The sequence below is a fragment of the Desulfarculaceae bacterium genome (genome assembly GCA_020444545.1).
Classification (GTDB): domain Bacteria; phylum Desulfobacterota; class Desulfarculia; order Desulfarculales; family Desulfarculaceae; genus Desulfoferula.
In genome coordinates this window covers 14951-33401 of the sequence record JAHLKT010000008.1, presented here as the reverse complement: position 1 = coordinate 33401, position 18451 = coordinate 14951, and the positions used below count along the sequence as shown (strand labels likewise).

Genomic DNA, 18451 nt, shown 5'->3' with positions numbered 1-18451 from the left:
TGGCTTCCGGCGCCCACCCCGTGGGGCCGGGCCTATTAATACACAATATCAATAAAGTATGGCTTTGCTTTCGGGCATGTCAACCGTTTTCGCTTTATTCACAACAATGTAGCGTCCGCTACCGCGCCCGAAGCCGGGCGGCGGTAGGATAATATAGGACTATGCGCCACTTGCGCGGCGGGGCCCGCCCGCCGCCGGAGCGGGAGAACCTTATGGGCAAATGCCTTTGCCAGCAGATGGCCGGGCCGGACATGAAGCTGGACCCCACCTGTCTGGGCAATCTGGACATATTCAGCGGGCTGGAGCCCGAGGAGATGGAGGCCCTGGCCTCCCGCGCCCTGCGCCGCCGCTACGAGCCGGGCCAGGCGGTGTTTAGCCAGGGCCAGGCGGCGGACCACATGTTTCTCATCAAGGCGGGGCGGGTCAAGCTGACCAAGCTCAGCGAGGCGGGCGACGAGGTGATCCTGGACATCCGGGGCGGGGGCGACGTGCTGGGCGAGAACCTCTTGAACAGCGAGGGCGAGCGCTTCCCGGTTTCGGCGGTGTGCCTGGAACCCACCCTGACCTGCGGCTTCTCCCAGGCGGTGTTCGAAAAGCTGGTCCTGGCCCACCCGGCCATCGGCCTGAAGGTGATCAAGAACCTCAGCCGCCGCATCGACCGCCTCACCCAGCGGGTGGGCAGCATGTCGGCCACCCACCTGGAGCAGCGGCTCTATCAGGTCTTGTTGCAGGTGGCCCAGGAGCACGGCCGCCAGGCCTCCGGCGGCCTGGAGCTGCCCATGCCCTTCACCCACGAGGAGCTGAGCTTCCTGGTGGGGGCCCACCGGGTCAGCATCACCCGGGCCCTGAAGGGCCTCAAGGAGGCGGGCAAGGTGGTGCAGCGGGGCAAGAGCCTGGTGGTGGCGGTGGGCGGAGCGGGCTAGGACTTGTTCTCTTCGGCCAGGGCCACCCGGTTGCGGCCCCCTTCCTTGGCCCGGTACAGCGCCTCGTCGGCCCGGCCCATCAGGGTCTCCAGGTCCAGGCCCTCGCGCCACACCGCCGCCCCGATGCTCACCGTGAACCTTATCTCCTTGCCGCCCGCGCGCACCACGGTTTCCTCCACCGAGGCCCGCAGGCGCTCGCCCGCCTTGAGGGCGCCTTCCGCGCTGGTCTCGGGCAAGGTGACCATGAACTCCTCGCCGCCCACCCGGCCGAAGATATCCACCTCGCGCAGCACCGCCTGGCAGGCCTTTACAAAGGACTGAAGCACCAAATCGCCCACTTCGTGGCCGTGGGTGTCGTTGACCGCCTTGAAGTGATCCAGGTCCAGCATAAGCAGGCTCAAGGGGCCGCCGTAGCGCCGGGAGCGGGCGATCTCCTGCCCGGACAGCTCCAGGAAACGGCGGCGGCTGAACACCCCGGTGAGGGCGTCGGTGTTGGCCAGGCGCTTGAGCTCGCGCTCGTAGTTCTTGCGGTTGCTGATGTCGCGCACGCTGCCCCCGGCAAACCACTGGCCGTGCATCTGGAAAGCCGACACCGCTATCTCGGCGGGGAAGCTGGTGCCGTCCTTGCGCCGGGCCATCACCTCCCTGAGCCCCGACAAGACCGCTCCTTGGCCGGACTGGGCGAACAGCTCCATGCCCTTGTGGGCCATGGCGCGCACCTCGGGGGTGGAGACGAGGTGGTGCAGCTCCTGGCCCATGACCTCCTCGCGGGAGTAGCCGAACAGGCTCTCGGCCGCCCGGTTCCAGAACTGCACCTTGTCCTGGGAGTCGATCATGGCGATGGCGTCCTGGGCGGTGTTGCTCACCGCCTCCAGGCGCTGCTGCTGCTCCTGGACCTCCATTTCCGCGCGCGCCCTGCGGGAGCGAGACAGGGCCCAGAACCACACCAGCGCCGCCATCAAGGCCAACCCGCCCAGCACCAGACCGATCTGGGTGGCCCGCCAGGGCAGGATCAGGGCCTTGGAGGGCACCCGCGATACCACCCACCACAGGTCGTCCAGCTTGCCTTGGGGCAGGGCGGAGCCCAGCTCGCCGGCCTGGTTGAGCACCCGGACCATCTGGAAAGTGAACAGGCCGTTGGGGGTGAAGACCTGGCCCTCGGGGTGCGAGGCGATGTCCTCCCAGGCCTTGGGAAAAACCCTGCTCATGTTTTGGGCGGAGCGGGACACGATCTGGAAGCCCCACTCCTTGTCCGGCGAGGGCCCCACCAGCCACCAGCCCTCCCGGTTGACCAGGTACATATCCCCCCCGCCGGCCTTGCCCGCCCGGCGCAGCCGTTCCAGCAGGGGGTAGCCCAGGAAGTTGAGCACCACCAGGCCCGCCTTGCCGCCCTGGGGCGAGCGCACCGGCGAGGCGAAGCGCAGGGTGGGCTTCAGGGGCCGCTCGATCTGGTGATGCTCCACGTTCAGGTCGAAGGGCGATATGTACACCTGGCCCGGCTCCTGCTTGATGCCGTCGCTGAAGTAGTAGCGGTCCTTCTTGTCCTGCAACTTGTCCGGGGGCACCACCAGCGGCCCCTTGAGGCTCTTGTTTATGCGCACCCGCTCCTTGCCCTGGGCATCCAGGAAGCGCACCTGGTCGTAGACGCTCTGCTCCCGGCTGAAGTAATAGAAGGCCCGCTCCAGGACCTGCTCCGGAGTCATGGCGGCGCCGGGGTTGGCCAGGGCCAGGGAGGTCAGGTCGGCCAGGTACACCGCATCGCTGATGTGGGCCTGGATGTCGGTTTGCAGCACCTCGCGCTCCAGGCGCACGTGCTCCACCTGGTTGTGCCGGATTTCGCGCACGTGGCGTTCCTGCAACAACAGGCCCACCACGATGGCCGTGCCTACCATCAAGATGAACAACGGTATGAACAGTTTGAGGAAATAGACTGTGGGGCTGGTGCGGGTCAAGGGTCTGCGAGCTTGGCGGATCATGGAAAAAGTCTCCCGGCTAAACCAAGGGCAGGTTGGGTTGCCTGGATGTCTATGCTTCCAGATTACTTCGGACTATTGCCCCAGGTCCAGGGCCGTGCGCACCACCTGGGCCAGCTCGTCCAACGAAGCCGGCTTGCCGATCACCTGCTTCACGTTGGGCGGGGCGTTTCTGGTGTCCAGCTCGTGGCCGTAGCCGGTGACGATGATCACCGGCAGCTCCGGGGCGATGCCGCCCACCCGCCGGGCCAGCTCCTCGCCGGAGATGCCGGGCATGGTCAGGTCGGTCATCAGAAGGTCGAAGTTCTGGGGCGCGGCGGAGAAGACGCTCAGGGCCTCCTCGCCGGAGCCGGCGGTCTTCACCCGGTAGCCCAGGCGGCTCAGCCGCAGGCTGGCCACGGCCAGGAGCTGGGGCACGTCGTCCACCAGCAAGATGCTTTCGCCTCCGCCGGGCTGGCTCTGTTGGGCCGGGGCCTCGGCCTGGGGCGCCTGGCCCTCCGGCGAGAAGCTGGGGAGATACACCGTGAAGGCGGCGCCCTTGCCGGGCTGGCTGCGCGCCGTCACCGCCCCATGGTGGGCCTTGAGGATGCCGTGCACCACCGCCAGGCCCAGGCCCGAGCCCTGGTCCACCTCCTTGGTGGTGAAGAAGGGCTCGAACACGCGGCGGCACACCTGGGGACTCATGCCCGGCCCGGTGTCGCGCACCTCCAGGCGAAGGTATTCGCCGGGCTCCAGACCGCCTTCGACCGCGGCCCGCACGGCGGACATGCTCACCCGGCGCAGGCCGACGGTCAGCTTACCGCCGTTTTGCTCCATGGCCTGGGAGGCGTTGGTCACCAGATTCAACAGCACCTGGCGCACCTGGGTGGCGTCGGCCATGACCGCCGCCCCGGGGGCCTCCAGCTCGGTCTCCAGCTCGATGCGCCCCGGCAAGGAGGGACGTAGCAGTTCCAGCTCCTCGGCCACCAGATCCTGGAGCACCAGGGAGTTCCGGTTGCCGTCCTTCACCCGGGAGAAGGTCAGTATCTGGCGCACCAGGTTGGTGGCCCGCTCCCCGGCCCGGACCACCTGCTCCAGCTGGGGGCGATGGCGCGAATCATTTTCCATGTCATCCAGAACCAGCTCGGTGTAACCGATCATCACCGCCAGGATGTTGTTGAAGTCGTGGGCGATGCCCCCGGCCAGGGTGCCCACGGCCTCCATCTTTTGGCTTTGCAACAGCTGGGTCTGGAGCTGGCGCACCTCGCGGCGGGCCTGGATGCGCTCGGTCACGTCGCGGCCCATGCCGCTGATGTAGGGTTCGCCATCCTCGGGGCGCACCAGGGCGCTGCGGTACTCGATGTAGCGCCGCTCGCCGTGGCTGTCCAGGTATTGGCTGGTGCCCGCCATCTCGCCGTCCTGGATCATTTTGGTCAGGTACCTCTCCTCGAAGGACCGGCGGTGCTCGGGGAGCATGAAATCCGACCCCTTCTTGCCCACCAGCTCTTCGGGGGCATAACCGAACAGCTCGGCCGTGGCCCGGTTCACGCTCAAAAAGCGTCCCTCTAGGTCCTGGGTGTAGATGATGTCGCTGATGGAGTCGAACAGGTCGCGGTAGCGCCGCTCGGAGCGCTCCAGCGCCTCCTGGGCCAGCTTGCGCGCGGTGATGTCCCGCGATACCCCCAGCACGCCGGCCGGCTTGCCGTTTTCGTCGCGCATGAAGCGCACCGGCACCTCGGCCCAGATGTAGCTGCCGTCCTTGCAAAGGTGTTGCAGCTCCAACAGGCGGGAGCGGTGCCGGGGGACGGGGCCGTCGTCCTGGGCCAGCTCTTCGCCCAGGGTGTCCATGGCCAGCCGCAGGGAGTCGGGGGCGAGCAGCTGCTCCAGCTTCAGCCCGCGCATTTCCTCGGGGCTGTAGCCCAGGGTGTGCTGGGCCGAGGGGCTGACGTAGCTCAGGCGCAGAGTGGCCAAATCCAGCACCCAGATGGCGTCGCTCACGTTCTCGGTGACCAGGCGGTAGAGCTTTTCGCTCTCGGTCAGAGCCTTTTGGGCCCGCCGCCGCACCGCCACCTCCTGGGCCAGTTGGACCCGCCCTTTCTCCAATTCGTGGGAGATCTCGCGCTGGTGCTCCACCGCCTTTTGCAGGCTGTCCACCAGCATGGCGGTGGGCACGGTGGTCACCGCGTTGAGCAGCATGAAACTCAGGGCGATAACCGGCCAGCGTTCCAGGCCGTAGGGCACCATTCCGGCCCAGGGCAGCAGCCCGTTATAGGCCACCAGGCTGATCAGGCCCAGGGCCAGGCAGTTGAGCAGCAGGCAGGCCATGGCGGCCCGGATGCCCAGGAGGATGCCGGCCATGATCGGCACCACGAACAGCCACAGGGCCCCGCCGCTCACCGGCCCCATTTTTAACAATAAAACCGTTCCCAGCCCGTAGGCCAGGGTCAGCACCGCGCCGGAACGCAGCCAGTAGGGCAGGCGGCGGGCCAGGAAGATCGTCGCCGTCCCGATCGCCACCAGACAATCCATGAAGACCACGTAGTAATGGCCCTGCCGCAGGAAAAAGGGCAGGGCGATCAGGAAGGCCAGGATGCCCAGGGCCAGACCCGGCCCCAGCAGAAAGTAGAGAATGCGCTCCCGCCACTGCGCGCTCCCGCCGTCGGGGTGCACCGGGGGCGGAGACAGGGCCCGGCGCAGCGCTTGCCAAAGGCGGGAGGCGGTTTTGGAGGGTGGCTGTTTCATGTCCTGTCCGTTGCCTGGGCCGGATGATGCGGCAAAGGCCGCACCTAACCATGCCCGCGGTCGGGTACAGGATGCCGATGCAAGTTGAACGGGCAGGTAGACTAGCGAAAAACTCAGAAAAAACTAATCCGCATAATAGACTTTTTTGCCGCCGGGCTCAATGGGGCGGCGGCGAATTCATGGTTAAAGATCAAAGGTGGCGAGCACCTCCTCCTGGGGCCGCCGGGTGGAGCGGAACTTGGCCCCCGGCGCCTCCAGTTCGCCATGGCCCAGGGCCACCCCCACCACCAGGGCCTCGTCCTCGGGCAGGGGCACCACGGCCCGCACCTCCTCGGGGAAGCGGGCCAGGGCGGCCAGAATCACCGTGTTCAGGCCCTCGGCGGCGGCGGCCAGGCAAAGCCCGTGCACAAAGGCCCCCGCGTCGTAGAGGACATAGGCGCTCTGGCCCTTGGGCACCGTGATGAACAGCAAACAGGGCGCGCCGAAGGCGCCGAAGTTGTTCTGGTAGTGGGCCTCGCGCTTGGCCGGGTCCTCCCGGGTGATGCCCAGGGCCGCGAACATGCGCCGCCCCTGGTCCTTGTAGCGCCCGGCCATGCCCGCCTCGAACTCGGTGGGCATGCCCAGGTCCGGGTCCTGGGGCCGCTCGGAGAGCATGGCGTCCACCAGGCGGCGGCGGATCTCCTTGGCCTTGTCGCCGCCCACCGCGTAGAGCCGGGCGGGCTGGGTGTTGCCCCAGGAGGGCGAGCGCTGGGCCAGGGCGGCGATGCGCTCCACCGCCTCGCGGCTCACCGGCTTGTCTTGGTAGGCCCGGCAGGAAAAACGCTTGTCCAGCACTTCCCGGTAGTCCATGCTCACTCCTTCTTGCTCCGGCCGGGGGCCAAAAAGCGGCGCACCCGGCGGGCGAACTCGGGGTCGTCGGCGGCGGCGATCACCGCGCGGCGCTCGTCTTCCAAATGAGGGTCGATGGCCCCGCGCAACGAGGCGTTCAACAGGCGCTTGGTGGCGGCCAGGGCCGCGCTTGGCCCTTGGGCCAGCTCCCCGGCCAGCTCCTTGGCCACGGCCAGGGCCTGGCCCGGCGGGGCGATGCGCTCGATGAGCCCCAGCTCCAGGGCCTGGTCCGGGCGCATGGTCTTGCCCAGCATCAGGCTGTGGGCCGCCCGCTGGTTGCCCACCAGGCGGGGCAGATGCCAGGTGGCTCCGGCCGCCGGCACCAGGCCCGCGGCCACGAAGCCGGGCACGATGCGCGCGTCCTGGGCGATGACCACCAGCTCGCTGGCCAGCATCCAGGCCAGGCCCGCCCCCGAGGCGGCGCCCTCCACCGCGCTGATCACCGGCTGGGGCAGGCCGATGAGCGCCTGCACCACCCGCACCACGAACTGCAAATAGCCCGCGAAGAGCCCGCCCGCGCCCGAGCCGGGGTGCTCGTCCAGATACTCCCCGGCCCGCTTGAGGTTGCCCCCGCCGGTGAAGTTGCCCCCCGCCCCGGTGAGGATCACCACCCGGGCGGCCTCGTCGCTGGCCAGGCCCTCCAGGGCCCGGGCCAGGCGGGGGCCCATCTCGGTGTCCATGGCGTTCATGGTGGGCGGGTTGTCCATGGTCACGACGGCCACGGGGCCGTCCCGTTCTATGCGTACGTATGCCGGGCTGGGGGTCATGGGCGGCTCTTTTGCTTTGGTCGAAATCGGTGTCCCAAAGCTTGCCACAGGCGCTCTTGCCTGGCAAGGCGGCCTTGACCGTCCGCCTCCCCGCCCCTAGACTTGGGGCCAAAGAGACCATATCGAACCAACCCGGAGAGACCCATGGCCCCGGCCCCCGCCCCGGACGCGGCCCTGGCCGAGGTGGCCGCCCTGTTGGCCGACCCCGACCCGCCCAGCCGCAACCGCAACTTCGCCCGCTTCGCCGGGCAAAGGGGCGGCCGGGTGTTCCGTCTCTACCGCCTCTACCGGTCCCTGGCCCGCGAGGCGGCCGAGCTGGCCCAGCGCCCCGGGGCCAGCGCCGAGCTGGTGCGCCAGCGCGGCGGCCTGTGGCTTTTGCTCAGCGACCCGGAGATGTCCTACCGCCGCATTAGCCCGGTGCCCCCCGAGCTGGCCGGCTTCTTCCGCCAGCGCCTGGGGCAGGGGGCGTGAGCCCGGCCACCAACCCGGGCGAGCTCTTGCCCGTGGTGGACGGGCAAGACCGCGAGGTGGGCCTGGCCACCCGGGGCGAGATCCACGCCCAGGGCCTAAAGCACCGCGCGGTGCATGTACTCGTCTTCACCCCGGACGGCCGCCTCTGGCTGCAAAAGCGCAGCGCCCTGAAGGACACCTACCCCCACATGTGGACCTCCTCGGCCAGCGGCCACGTGGACCCCGGCGAGAGCTACGAAACCGCCGCCCGCCGCGAGCTGGGCGAAGAGCTGAGCTTGGAGCTTGAACTCATGTTTCTGGGTAAGGTGGAGGCCTGCGCGGCCACGCAGAACGAGTTCACCGGGGTCTACCACGCGGTGAGCGCCGCCGAGCCCGCGCCCGACCCCGAGGAGATCAGCCAGATGGGCCTGTTCTCCCTGCACGAGGCCCGCGCCCTGGCCGGAGACCACGCCGTCTCCGCCCCCTCCCTGGAGGCGGTGCTGGCCCTGCTGCCGGATTAAAGCAATCTGAAATTTAGAAGCGTGACATGAACTCGCTCAGCGCCGCGTTAACCTCGCGGTGCTTTTCCAGCTGGGGCATATGCCCCGCGCCGGGGATGAGCTTCAGCTCCGCGCCGGGGATGGCCTCGGCCAGCTCTTCGCCCAGGGCCGGGGGAGTCATCTTGTCCTTGTCGCCCACCAGCACCAGGCAGGGCATCTTCAGCTCGCCCAGGCGGGAGGACAGGTCGCAGCGGTCGCAGGCCACGAAGTCGTCGTGCATCACCGTGGGGTCGCCCTGGCACATCTGCTCCACCCCTTGGGTGAGCAGGGCGGGGTCGGCCTCCGGGCCGTAGCACCATTTGACGATCATATTCACCGTGCCGGTGAAGTCGGCCTTGAGCCCCTGTAACAGGGCCGGGTTGACCGGCAGGCGGGCGCCGGTGCTCATCAGCACCAGGCCCTTGATCAGCTTGGGATGCTTCAGAGCCAGGGTCATGGCCACCACCCCGCCCATGGAATGGCCCAAGAGCACCGGCTTGAGCGGACCGCCGGCCAAGAGCCCGGCCACCCAATCGGCGTAGGCCTCGATCTGGTCGCAACCCGGCCCCGGCGTGCCCCTGTGCCCCGGCAGGTCCAGGGCGGCTGTGTTCAATCCGTCCAGCCTCGAGAGCTGGGGCAAAAAGCCCTCTCCCCGGCTGCCTGCGCCGTGCAGCATGAGCAAAGAAGGCCGCGAGGGATCGAAGCCGCTCCGCCCCTGATAAAAACCGATCTCACCGTTGGTCATGCCCTCGGGCCACATGGTCGTTCGCTACTCCTTGTGTGGGGGATCGCGGGCTCAAGCTATCATGCGGTTAATCAAACATTCAAGGCCGCCACCACGTTGAGCGGTAGCGGCCTTTGCCTCGTGCCAGGGGCAAGGGGAGGCGCTTACGAGGGGCTCGGCGAAGCCTCCTCGTGGACTTGCGCTAAAGCGGCACGGGGCTGCTTGCGGCCGTTTCCGTTGGACGATCTCAAGGGGACTCGCAGTTCATAAACTGTCCCGCAACGGGACTCCCCCCTGATGATGGCGGTCTTTCGAGGTCGGTCAAATTCCACGCCCCGGAACCAGTCTCCGTGGGTATCCAGCGCCGTCTGCATAAATGGCCTCCCGATCAATTCCTATCTTTTAGGTTATGGCCCGCCTGCCGCGAAGTCAACGCCAGGGGGTCCCGTCAGGTCCTGAAGATCCGACCTTGGGGCCGGGGGGCCTGACGGTAGACGTTAATGACCTTTATCCTTCCAAGGGGGGTTGCACCCCCACTTCTTCTTCCGTGTGGTTGTCTCGAAGCCTGGCAATAGTGCTTATTACGGGGAAGGCGGCGTTGGCCCACACCGAGCCGGCATAGGCGTCGACGTTTTCGTCGAACGCATCCCGCTCCGCACAACGCAGGCACAGGAACCCGACCAATTCGTAATGGTACCTTGGCCCTTCATTTTCGTTGTGCCCCATCCAACGAATGGGCCACACGATGGTGGACAAGAAGTTGCGGGGGCCACCGTTGGTCCGTCCGTTGCTGTACTCTTTATTGATGTAATCGCCTCTTGACAGGTCGTTGTTGAAATACCAGCCATGGGCCGGCCGGTTGGCGAAAAAATCGAAATCAACGTTGGTGACAACCCTGTCTTCCGCGCCCATAGGCAACATCCACGGCAAGGCGTGGCTGTTGCAGAGATGGTCCACCATGAGCGACCTGGCCCCGCCTGGTCCTTGGCCATCGAGATAGTAAGTTGTCTTTAGCTGAACCAGGCAGGCCCGTCCGGTGGCCAGGCTGAAACAGGCGGCCAGGTTCTGTATGGAGGTGTTCAAAAGCTGCATGGCCCCCATGGAATCGCCGTCGTCGTGGAGCATGTGCCAGCAATTGCGCAGGTTTTGCAGGGAAAGCCGGAAATCGGGCATTGCGTCAATGTAGCGCCCCTGCTTTGCGATCACCTGGCGCAGCTCTTTCTCCTTGCTAAGATACATTTCCTGCATGGCCAGCAACTCGGCCGTGGCCTGGTCCTTACAGTCGCCTATCTGCTTCGCGTGCCGCTGGTTCAACTCACCGCACTTGTTCTCGTGCTGGTCGTCCCTGGCCTTGAGCGCTCTGACCACCCAAAAACTTTGGATCGAGATGATGGCCCATGCGAGCACCAGCAAGACGCCCACCGTAATGATCAAGATGACCATGTTGGGTTCGCGGCCTTGGTAGTAGTTGTAGAGGGCGTATGGCACGCCCAACGTGGTCACCGTCGCCGCGACCAGATTAATCCCCCGGAAGAATTTTTCGCCCATGAAGCCTCTCCTAAATTCGCCGCCTCTGGAAATCCTTTCTCAAAAATTTTTGGCGAGTCATGGCCATACCGCTGGGCTCCACCTTCCCTAAAAACGAGGGAGTGCGTCGCGACCACAGCGGGACATAGTCCCGCTCGGCGCCAGCCAATCATGAGCTGGAGGGGATTGCCGATCATGGGCAAGCGGCTCCGGAGGAGCCAGGGAGAAATCTAACAGCATCGCCGGGGGCCTGTCAATAGTCCCCCGGCGGGCAGGCGGTTCTTATTCTTGGGTTTTGCCCCGGTCGCCGCCCCGGTAACGCACCTCGCCCAGCTTCTTGAGCTTCTGCACCAGGGTGGTGCGGTTGAGCCCCAACAGCGTCGCCGCCTGGGCTTTCACGCCGTCAGCCTTTTCCAGGGCTTGGGCGATGAGTCGGGCCTCCAGCTGCTCCAGGGTGGCCTTCAGGTCCAGGCCTTCGGGGGGCAGCTCCAGGGCGTGCACCTCGCCGTCGGCCCCGGCCTCGGGGGGCATGGTCTCGCCGTCCAGCTTGGGGGGCAGGGCGTCGGGGCCGATCACCTCGCCCTCGGCCAAGACCACCATGCGCTCTAGGAGGTTCTCCAGCTCGCGCACGTTGCCCGGCCAGGCATAGCGCAACAGCCGCTCGCGCACCTCCGGGGCCAGCTCCTTGAGCTCCAGGCCCTTGTGCTTGGCCAGGCGCTCCAGGAAAAAGTCGCACAGCAGGGGGATGTCGCTCTTGCGCTCGCGCAGAGGCGGCACCTCGATGGGCACCACGTTGAGGCGGTAGAAAAGGTCCTCGCGGAAGTCGCCGGATTTAACCCGCGCGGCCAGGTCCTGGTTGGTGGCGGCCAACACGCGCAGGTCCACCTCGATGGTGCGGGTGCCGCCCACCCGCTCGAAGGCGTGCTCCTGCAACACCCGCAGGATCTTCACCTGCAACAGCGGTGGCATGTCGCCGATCTCGTCCAGGAAGATGGTGCCACCCTGGGCCAGCTCGAAACGGCCCACCCGGGTGCGCACCGCGCCGGTGAAGGCGCCCTTCTCGTGGCCGAAGAGTTCGCTCTCCAAAAGCTCGCCGGGGATGGCCCCGCAGTTCACCGTGACCAGGGGGCTGTCGCGCCGGGGGGACTGGTGGTGGATGGCCCGGGCCACCAGCTCCTTGCCGGTGCCGCTCTCGCCCAGGATGAGCACCGTGGAGTCGGTGGGGGCCACCTTGTGGATCAGGCGGAACACCTCCTGCATGGCCCGGCTGGTGCCCACCAGGTTTTCCACGTCATAGCTCACCGTGTCGCGGCGGCGGCGCTCGGCCCGCTGGCGGCGCTGGCGGCGGTGCTCGCGGGCGGTGTTCAGGGCGGCCAGGAGGTCCTCGGCCCCCTCGGGGGCGGGCAGGTAGTTGAAGGCCCCCCGGTGCAGGGCCTCCACCGCGCCCTCGGCGCTGGGCTGCTCACTGAGCACCGTGACCACCGTCTCGGGAAAGGCCTCCACCAGGCGCTGTAAAAAGGCCCCGGTGGACTTGCCGCCCAGATGCTCGGCCAGAAACACCAGGTCAAAGTAGCTCTGGTCGGCCAAGGCCAGGGCCTCGTCCGGGCCGGTGGCCGCGCTCACGGCCAACTCGGGGCTCTCCAGCCACTCCTGGTAGCGCTTGCCCAGGGCCTTGGTGCGGGCCACCAGCAATATGGATAAGGGGCCGGAAACGGCCATGCCTGGTCCTTTCTCGCGGTTGCTTCGCCTCCATTTTGAGTTATGGCCCCGGGATTTACAAGGCCCCGCCGCCCCCCGCCTTGACAACCCCTCTCTCCTGGTTATCTTTTAAACCGATAGCGAACACGGGGAGAGCATCATGCCCATCTATGAGTACAAGTGCGAGGATTGCGGCCACCAGTACGAAGCCCTGGTCATGGGCAGCGAGGACGCGGTGGACTGCCCCCAATGCGGCTCCAAGAAAAAGGAGCGCCAGATGAGCTGCTTCTCCTCGGGCGGCCAGGGCCTCAGCTCCCTGGCCAGCGGCGCGGCGGCCTCCAACCGGGGCTGCGGCGGCTCGGGCTTCTCCTGAGCAGGCTAAGCGGCGGCGCGGTCCGCGCCGAGAATCCTTGCGAGGCCCCTCCCGATCCGGGAGGGGTTTTCTTTTGCCCGCTTTTTCCCCCATCCGACACGGGGCTTGCCAGCCGGCCGGGCGGCAAAGCAGAATGAAACCCTACGGGCGGGAGGGCCTTGGGGCTCCCGCCAAGTGGACGGGGGAATTAGTTTGAGCGAGGCTTCCCACATAGGACGGGCCTGGGAAAGGCTGGGGCGCCTGGCCCGGCGCCCCTGGCGCTCCCTGAGCTTCCAGCTCTCCTTCCCGGTGGGGGTGGTCATCTTCCTGGCCGTGGGCCTGGCCGCCTACTTCAACATCATGCAGCATCGCCAGCAGCTCACCCAGGCCGTGGTGGCCGAGGGGGCCACCTTTGCCGACACTCTCCGGCGGGTCACCTTCCTGTCCATGATGGGCGGCCAGCGGGGCCACCTCTACCAGGCCATCGAGGACGTGGCCCGGCGGCCAGGGGTGGAGCGGGTGCGCATCATGAACGCCGAGGGCCGGGTCATCTTCTCCACCCGCCCGGCCGAGACCGGCTCCCTGGTGGACAAGAAGGCCGAGGCCTGCTTCGCCTGCCACGCCCAGGACCAACCCCTGGCCCGCCTGCCCAGCCAGGACCGTCACCGCATATTCACCAAGGGCGGCCAGCGGGTGCTGGGCACCATCCTGCCCATCTACAACCAGGCGAGCTGCTCCGGGGCCGCCTGCCACGCCCATCCCCCCGCCCAAAAGGTGCTGGGGGTGCTGGACGTGGATCTCTCCCTGGCCGGGCTGGACCAGCGCCTGCGCGCCGAGATGGGCCGCACCCTGTGGTTCGCCCTGGCCCTGTTCCTGGGTATCTCCACCATAATCGGCCTCAGCGTCATCTTCGCGGTGAGCCGCACGGTCAGGCGCATGAGCCGGGAGGTGGACAAGCTGGCCCGGGGCCAGGAGCATTTCGTCACCCCGGTGCCCGCCCCGGCCGAGCTGGGGGTGCTTTCGCGCTCCATCGCCGACATGGCCGGCCGGGTGGTCCGGCGCACCGAGGCCCTGAACCGCCGCTACCGCCAGTTGGTGAGCAACGCGCCGGACGCCATCCTGCTCATGGAGGACGACGGCCGCCTGCGCCTGGCCAACCCCGAGGCCCAGCGGGTGCTGGGCAAGCCCGGCAAAGAGCTGGCCGGGGCCGACCTTACCTCCCTGCTGGTCAAGGAGGACCGCCCGGTGCTGCGCCGGGCCCTGGCCGAGGCCCTGGGCTCGCGGGGGGAGAGCGAACTGATCCAGGTGCGCAGCCGTTGCGCCAAGGGCCTGGAGTGCATCCTGGAGGGGCGCGTCCGCCGGGTGGAGGACCCGGAGGGCGGGCCGGCCGCCGGCCTGGTGGGCAACTTCCTGGACATCAGCGACAAGAGCGCCCTGGAGGAGCAGGTGGCCAAGAGCGCCGCCCTGGCCGCGGTGGGGGCCACCCTCACCGGCCTGGCCCCCTACATCAAGAACCTGTTGCAGGGCCTGGGCAACGCCTCCTACCTGGTGCAGGAGGGCCTGGACGCCAATGACTCCGAGTTGCTCAAAAAGGGCTGGGGCATGGTGAACACCAGCGTGGGCCGGGTGTCCCAGATGGCCCAGGATCTGCTGTACTTCGCCGACTACCGCCTGGGCGAGCTCAGGCCCTTTGACCTGAACCATCTGCTGGCCGACGTATCCTCCCTGCTCTCGGAGCGGGCCGCTGGTCAGGGGGTGGAACTCCAGACGCGCCCCAGCCCGGCCGGCCAGGCGGTGCTTCTGGACCACGTGGCCCTCAAGCGGGCCCTCATGAACCTGGGGGCCAACGCCCTGGACGCCCTGGCCGAGGCCCCGCCGACCCAGGGCGGGAGGGTGGTGCTGGAATGCGCCCCGGGCGGCCGCAATCAGGTGACCATATCGGTGGAGGACAACGGGCCCGGGGTTCCCGGGGAGGTGGGGGAGCGCCTTTTCCAGAGCCTGGTTTCCACCAAGGGCTCCCGGGGTACGGGCATGGGGCTGCTCATTTGCCAGAAGATCGTGGAGGAGCACGGCGGCTACGTGTCCTACTCCTGCCCCCTGGGGGGCGGGGCCCGCTTCACCCTGGTGCTGCCGGTGCGAAGTTGCGTCCCGGAGCCCCAAGAGCCGCCGCGCCCAACCGCCTAGAAGGCGCCTGTTGGGTCTCGGGGCCAGGGCTCCTCTAGCCAACCTAGGCTATTTACATAAAATCATTTAGTTTTTAGTGGGTTGGGTAGAGCGTGGCGAAAGCCAACCGCCCTCCTGATCAGGAGAACAGCCGCCCCGCCCCGGCCAGGGACAGGGCCAGGGAGAACACCACCGGGATGAGGTTGGCCACCAGGGATAGCCGGATGGGGGTCTTGTAGGCGGCGGCCAGGCCGTAGACCAGGATCACCAGGTTCCACACCGCAAAGGCGGCCAGGCCCACGTAGGGCACGAAGGAGATGAGCGCCGGGGCCTGGGCGTAGCAGGCCACCCTGAGGGTGGGGGAGGGGTTCTTGGGGGCCGCGCCCAGGGTGAGGAACATTACATGGATGATGATGGCGTTGAGGGGCATGAAGCCCAACAGCACCAGCCAGGGGGTGAGCCCCGCCGGGGAGGCGCCCAGGGCCAGGGCGATGCCGCCGGGGATCAGGGTGCAGAGCACCGCGAAAATCGCCGCCAGGACGAGGCTGCCCCGGGGCGCGGCGTGGAAGCTCAACCAGGGGTGACGGGCCACGGCCCACGCCGTGGAGGGCAGGCCCCACAGCGGCCCGTGCCGCTCTTCCCAGGCCAGGGGGCGCTCGGCCGTCTCGCTCACTGCATTGCCAGGCCCAGGCTGGCCAAGAGGAAGCCCAGGACGAAAAAGCCCACCATGGGCAGCACCACGGCCAACATGGCGGTGCGCCGCTCCAGGCCCAGGCCGGCGCGCAAGGCCACGGCCATGAGCCAAATGTTCCAGCCGATGTGCACGAAGATGCCCACCATGGGCAAGAGCATGGCCGCGCTGGAGACCTGGCTGTAGCACACCGCCCGGAAGATGAGGGGATAGGGCGGGACGGGCCGGCCGCGCAGGAGCAGGTTCAGGGCCAGATACACCGCCCCGCTGAACAGGGGCAGGAAAATCGCCGCCTGGATGAGCATGCCCACCACGCCCCAGGCCACCATGGCCAGGCCGCCGGTGGCCCCCATGCTCCAGGCCCAGGAGAGCATATAGCGGGCGATGAACACCACGAACCAAATGGCCACGGCGAAGCCCGCCCAGCGGTACCAGCCGCCCCCCGGCGGGGCCGAGAGGGCCCAGGAGGGCCGGGCCATGATCCCGTAGGTGCTCAGGAAGAACTCCTTGATTCCCGCGCCGGGCGCTTCCCAGGGCAAGGCCGAGGGAGGCGGAGGCGGGGGCGGAGTCTCCGGGGAGGGGGCGTCCTGGGGGCCGGGCTCAGGCAAACTTGGGCTTCCTTTTCTCTTGGAAGGCGGCCACGCCCTCCAGGAAATCCGGCTTCTGGGCGGCGCCGCACAGGCTCTGGCGCTCGTTCTCCATCACCGTCTCCAGGTCGCCGAACAACGACTGGTTGAGCAACGTCTTGGTCTGGGCCAGGGCGGTGGCCGGCCCGGCGGCCAGCTCGGCGGCCAGCTTCAGCGCCGCCTCCAGCTCCTGGCCCGGCTCGGTCAGCTCGGTGAACAGCCCGGCCGCGTAGGCCTCCTCGGCGCTCATCCCCTGGCCCAGCATGTAGAAGCGGCTGGCCCGGTGCAGGCCCAGCACCCGGCCCACGAAGGCGGTGCCGCCCCCGTCCGGGGTGAGGGCTATCTTTATATAAGCGGGCTCCAGGCGGGCGGCCCGGCTGGCCACCACCATGTCGCAGGCCAAACACCAGCCCACCCCGCCGCCCGCGGCCACTCCGTTGAGGGCGCAGACCACCGGCTTGGGCAGGCGGCGCAGGGTGCTTATGCTGCGGTGCAAGATGGCCGCCAGGTCCGAGAAGAAGGGCGCGGGGTCCTTGCCCTGGCCCATGATCTCCTGCACCAGGTTGAGGTTGGCCCCGGCGCTGTAGGCCTTGCCCGCTCCGGTGAGCACCAGGGCGCGCACCGAATCCTCGCGCCCGGCCTCTTCCAGGGCGGCGATCAGCTCGGGGCCGCTCTCAAAGTCCAGGGCGTTGAAAAGCTTGGGGCGGTTCAGGGTGATCAGGCGCACCGGGCCCCGGTCCTCGATCAGCAGGGTTTCATAGGAAGGCATGACCCTCTCCTCGGTCAAATACGCACCATAAGAGGCTTCAGCATAGAGTGGCCCGGCGGGGCCGTCAAGCCGCGTGGTCTTGCTAAAGTCCCGGGGCTTTGTTAGCTTTGGGCGACCTGATCATTATAGCGAGAACGTGATATGCCCAAGGTGCTCTCCAGCCCCAAGCTGCCCCCCACGCGCGGGGGCGGCCGCCGCAATTTCCGCCTGTCTCCCCTGGAGATCGGGGTGGCCATTTTGGTGGCCATGGGCGGCATATATCTGCTCTATATCCTCCTGAGCGGGCTCTTCAGCGGCGGCGACCGCGTCGTGGAGAACGCCGGGGTGCCGGCCGACCTGAACCCCGCCCGCCTGGACAAGGTGCTCAGCGCGGCCGAGGCGGCCCAGCGCCGCCTGAGCCAGCTGGACAAACGCCTGATCGAGCTGGACAAGCGCCTGACCAAGGCCGCCTCGGGCGAGGCGCCCCCGTCCGGCAAGGGCGGCGGCGACCCCAAGCTGGCCGCCCGCCTGGCCGCCCTGGAGAAGCAGGTGGCCGCCCTGTCCGCCGCCCCGGCGGGCAAGGGAGGCAAGCCCGGCAAGGCCGACCCCAAGCTGGCCGGACAGGTGCAGGGCCTGGAAAAGCAGCTCAAGGAAATGGAGCAGGCCAACCAAAAGCTGTCCGCCCAGGTGGAAAAGCTGGCCAAGGCCGCCCCGGTTGACCCCAAGCTGGCCGCCCAGGTCAAGGGCCTGGAAAAGCAGGTGGCCGCCCTGAGCAAAGCCAAGCCGGTTGCCAAGACCGACGACAACATGCGCAAGCGCCTGGAGGAGCTGGAGAAGCAGATGGTGCTTCTGGCCCAGCAGCCCGCCAAGGGCGCGGCCAAGGGCGCGGCCGTGGTGCCGCCCCAGTTGGTGCAGCGGGTGGTGGGCCAGGGCGAAGTGCTCTCCGGTGTCACCACCACCCTGGGCAAGATGGAGCGCGAGCAGGAGCGCCGCGAAAAGAAGCTGGAACAGCGTCTGCGCGGGCTGGAAAAGCGCCTGAGTTCCGGGGGCAAGGCGGTGGCCGCCGACGACAAGCGCCTGGCCGCCCTGGAGAAGCAGGTGGCTTCCCTGGCCGCCGCCAAGCCCGGGGTGGCCTCCCCGGCCGAGGCCAAGCTGAACCAGCGCGTGGCCGAGCTGGACAAGCGCCTCAGCGCCCTGGCCAAGGCCGACGCCAAGGGCGACCGCAGTGACGCCCAGCGGGTGGCGGCCCTGGAAAAGGAGCTGGCCCGGGTGCGCAAGGAGGCCGCCGCCGCGCGGCAGGCCGACCCCAAGCTGGCCGCCCGTCTGAAAGCCCTGGAAAAGAAGCTGGCCGTTGACGACCGCCAGGAGCAGCAGGTGGACCGCCGCCTGGACCAGCTCGAGAAGAAGGTGGCTTCCGTGGCCTCGCGCCCCGCGCCCCGCCCCGTCGCTTCGGCCCCGCGCCGCGCCGTGCGCCCGGCGACTCCGTCCGTGCCCCAGCTGGTGCGCATAACTCACGTGGTGCGCCCCGGCCAGACCCTCTACGGCCTGGCCCGCGACTACGACACCACCTTGAACCAGATCAAGGCCTGGAACCCCAAGCTGGCCCAGCGCAACAAGATTCTCATCGGCGAGAAGCTGGTCATTTACGTAAAGAAGTAGGC

16 protein-coding genes are annotated in these 18451 nt (G+C 67.9%); 6 read left to right on the top strand and 10 right to left on the bottom strand.

The window, feature by feature from the left end; genetic code table 11:
* Positions 1-212: 212 nt before the first annotated feature.
* The gene (locus tag KQH53_18905; GenBank protein MCB2228752.1) at positions 213-923 is read left to right on the top strand and encodes a Crp/Fnr family transcriptional regulator; all 711 of its coding nucleotides are present in this window, start codon (positions 213-215) and stop codon (positions 921-923) included.
* On the opposite strand, the gene KQH53_18900 is transcribed toward KQH53_18905, so the two are convergent.
* The 4 genes from KQH53_18900 to KQH53_18885 form a co-directional block, all read right to left on the bottom strand.
* Complete coding sequence (locus KQH53_18900; GenBank protein MCB2228751.1) at positions 920-2899, bottom strand: diguanylate cyclase; 1980 nt, start codon at positions 2897-2899, stop codon at positions 920-922. The genes KQH53_18905 and KQH53_18900 overlap by 4 nt on opposite strands.
* A gap of 72 nt (positions 2900-2971) precedes the next feature.
* The gene (locus KQH53_18895) at positions 2972-5617 is read right to left on the bottom strand and encodes a PAS domain S-box protein (protein ID MCB2228750.1); all 2646 of its coding nucleotides are present in this window, start codon (positions 5615-5617) and stop codon (positions 2972-2974) included.
* A gap of 183 nt (positions 5618-5800) precedes the next feature.
* Positions 5801-6466, bottom strand: a complete 666-nt coding sequence (locus KQH53_18890; protein ID MCB2228749.1) for a nitroreductase — start codon at positions 6464-6466, stop codon at positions 5801-5803.
* A gap of 2 nt (positions 6467-6468) precedes the next feature.
* The gene (locus KQH53_18885; protein MCB2228748.1) at positions 6469-7272 is read right to left on the bottom strand and encodes an enoyl-CoA hydratase/isomerase family protein; all 804 of its coding nucleotides are present in this window, start codon (positions 7270-7272) and stop codon (positions 6469-6471) included.
* Positions 7273-7416: 144 nt separating this feature from the next.
* Between KQH53_18885 and KQH53_18880 the strand changes: the two genes are divergently transcribed.
* Positions 7417-7743, top strand: a complete 327-nt coding sequence (locus KQH53_18880) for a hypothetical protein (GenBank protein MCB2228747.1) — start codon at positions 7417-7419, stop codon at positions 7741-7743.
* Positions 7740-8243 carry an NUDIX domain-containing protein gene (locus KQH53_18875; GenBank protein ID MCB2228746.1) on the top strand — a complete coding sequence of 168 codons (504 nt, stop codon included), beginning with the start codon at positions 7740-7742 and terminating at the stop codon, positions 8241-8243. The genes KQH53_18880 and KQH53_18875 overlap by 4 nt, the downstream gene beginning before the upstream one ends.
* A 13-nt stretch (positions 8244-8256) precedes the next feature.
* Here KQH53_18875 and KQH53_18870 read toward each other — a convergent pair whose 3' ends face one another.
* The 3 genes from KQH53_18870 to KQH53_18860 all read right to left on the bottom strand — a co-directional run bounded on the left by KQH53_18870 (position 8257) and on the right by KQH53_18860 (position 12231).
* On the bottom strand, positions 8257-9021 hold the full coding sequence (locus tag KQH53_18870; protein ID MCB2228745.1) for an alpha/beta hydrolase: 765 nt from the start codon (positions 9019-9021) through the stop codon (positions 8257-8259).
* 471 nt (positions 9022-9492) lie between these two features.
* Positions 9493-10533 carry a hypothetical protein gene (locus KQH53_18865; protein MCB2228744.1) on the bottom strand — a complete coding sequence of 347 codons (1041 nt, stop codon included), beginning with the start codon at positions 10531-10533 and terminating at the stop codon, positions 9493-9495.
* Positions 10534-10794: 261 nt separating this feature from the next.
* Entirely contained in the window at positions 10795-12231 is a 1437-nt protein-coding gene (locus tag KQH53_18860) for a sigma-54 dependent transcriptional regulator (GenBank protein ID MCB2228743.1), read from the bottom strand.
* 139 nt (positions 12232-12370) lie between these two features.
* On the opposite strand from KQH53_18860, the gene KQH53_18855 reads away from it, so the two are divergent.
* Together KQH53_18855 and KQH53_18850 are read left to right on the top strand one after the other, a co-directional pair.
* Positions 12371-12583: a zinc ribbon domain-containing protein gene (locus KQH53_18855; protein MCB2228742.1), complete on the top strand. Its 213-nt coding sequence runs from the start codon at positions 12371-12373 to the stop codon at positions 12581-12583.
* 192 nt (positions 12584-12775) lie between these two features.
* Positions 12776-14746: a PAS domain S-box protein gene (locus KQH53_18850; protein ID MCB2228741.1), complete on the top strand. Its 1971-nt coding sequence runs from the start codon at positions 12776-12778 to the stop codon at positions 14744-14746.
* 118 nt (positions 14747-14864) lie between these two features.
* On the opposite strand, the gene KQH53_18845 is transcribed toward KQH53_18850, so the two are convergent.
* The 3 genes from KQH53_18845 to KQH53_18835 are packed head-to-tail and all read right to left on the bottom strand — an operon-like array spanning position 14865 to position 16811.
* The gene (locus KQH53_18845; GenBank protein ID MCB2228740.1) at positions 14865-15398 is read right to left on the bottom strand and encodes a hypothetical protein; all 534 of its coding nucleotides are present in this window, start codon (positions 15396-15398) and stop codon (positions 14865-14867) included.
* On the bottom strand, positions 15395-16024 hold the full coding sequence (locus tag KQH53_18840; GenBank protein ID MCB2228739.1) for a hypothetical protein: 630 nt from the start codon (positions 16022-16024) through the stop codon (positions 15395-15397). The genes KQH53_18845 and KQH53_18840 overlap by 4 nt, the downstream gene beginning before the upstream one ends.
* Positions 16017-16811: an enoyl-CoA hydratase/isomerase family protein gene (locus KQH53_18835; protein MCB2228738.1), complete on the bottom strand. Its 795-nt coding sequence runs from the start codon at positions 16809-16811 to the stop codon at positions 16017-16019. Before KQH53_18835 ends, KQH53_18840 begins: the two co-directional genes overlap by 8 nt.
* Positions 16812-16952: 141 nt before the next feature.
* Here KQH53_18835 and KQH53_18830 point away from each other — a divergent pair, with 141 nt between their 5' ends.
* The gene (locus KQH53_18830; GenBank protein ID MCB2228737.1) at positions 16953-18449 is read left to right on the top strand and encodes a LysM peptidoglycan-binding domain-containing protein; all 1497 of its coding nucleotides are present in this window, start codon (positions 16953-16955) and stop codon (positions 18447-18449) included.
* Positions 18450-18451: the final 2 nt, after the last annotated feature.

Bases quoted from the DNA above. Each gene is read 5' to 3' on its own strand.
- KQH53_18900 (MCB2228751.1), bottom strand. From the start codon at position 2,899: ATGATCCGCCAAGCTCGCAGACCCTTGACCCGCACCAGCCCCACAGTC.
- KQH53_18835 (MCB2228738.1), bottom strand. From the start codon at position 16,811: ATGCCTTCCTATGAAACCCTGCTGATCGAGGACCGGGGCCCGGTGCGC.
- KQH53_18830 (MCB2228737.1), top strand. From the start codon at position 16,953: ATGCCCAAGGTGCTCTCCAGCCCCAAGCTGCCCCCCACGCGCGGGGGC.
- KQH53_18860 (MCB2228743.1), bottom strand. From the start codon at position 12,231: ATGGCCGTTTCCGGCCCCTTATCCATATTGCTGGTGGCCCGCACCAAG.
- KQH53_18890 (MCB2228749.1), bottom strand. From the start codon at position 6,466: ATGGACTACCGGGAAGTGCTGGACAAGCGTTTTTCCTGCCGGGCCTAC.
- KQH53_18870 (MCB2228745.1), bottom strand. From the start codon at position 9,021: ATGTGGCCCGAGGGCATGACCAACGGTGAGATCGGTTTTTATCAGGGG.
- KQH53_18880 (MCB2228747.1), top strand. From the start codon at position 7,417: ATGGCCCCGGCCCCCGCCCCGGACGCGGCCCTGGCCGAGGTGGCCGCC.
- KQH53_18865 (MCB2228744.1), bottom strand. From the start codon at position 10,533: ATGGGCGAAAAATTCTTCCGGGGGATTAATCTGGTCGCGGCGACGGTG.
- KQH53_18895 (MCB2228750.1), bottom strand. From the start codon at position 5,617: ATGAAACAGCCACCCTCCAAAACCGCCTCCCGCCTTTGGCAAGCGCTG.
- KQH53_18855 (MCB2228742.1), top strand. From the start codon at position 12,371: ATGCCCATCTATGAGTACAAGTGCGAGGATTGCGGCCACCAGTACGAA.
- KQH53_18885 (MCB2228748.1), bottom strand. From the start codon at position 7,272: ATGACCCCCAGCCCGGCATACGTACGCATAGAACGGGACGGCCCCGTG.
- KQH53_18905 (MCB2228752.1), top strand. From the start codon at position 213: ATGGGCAAATGCCTTTGCCAGCAGATGGCCGGGCCGGACATGAAGCTG.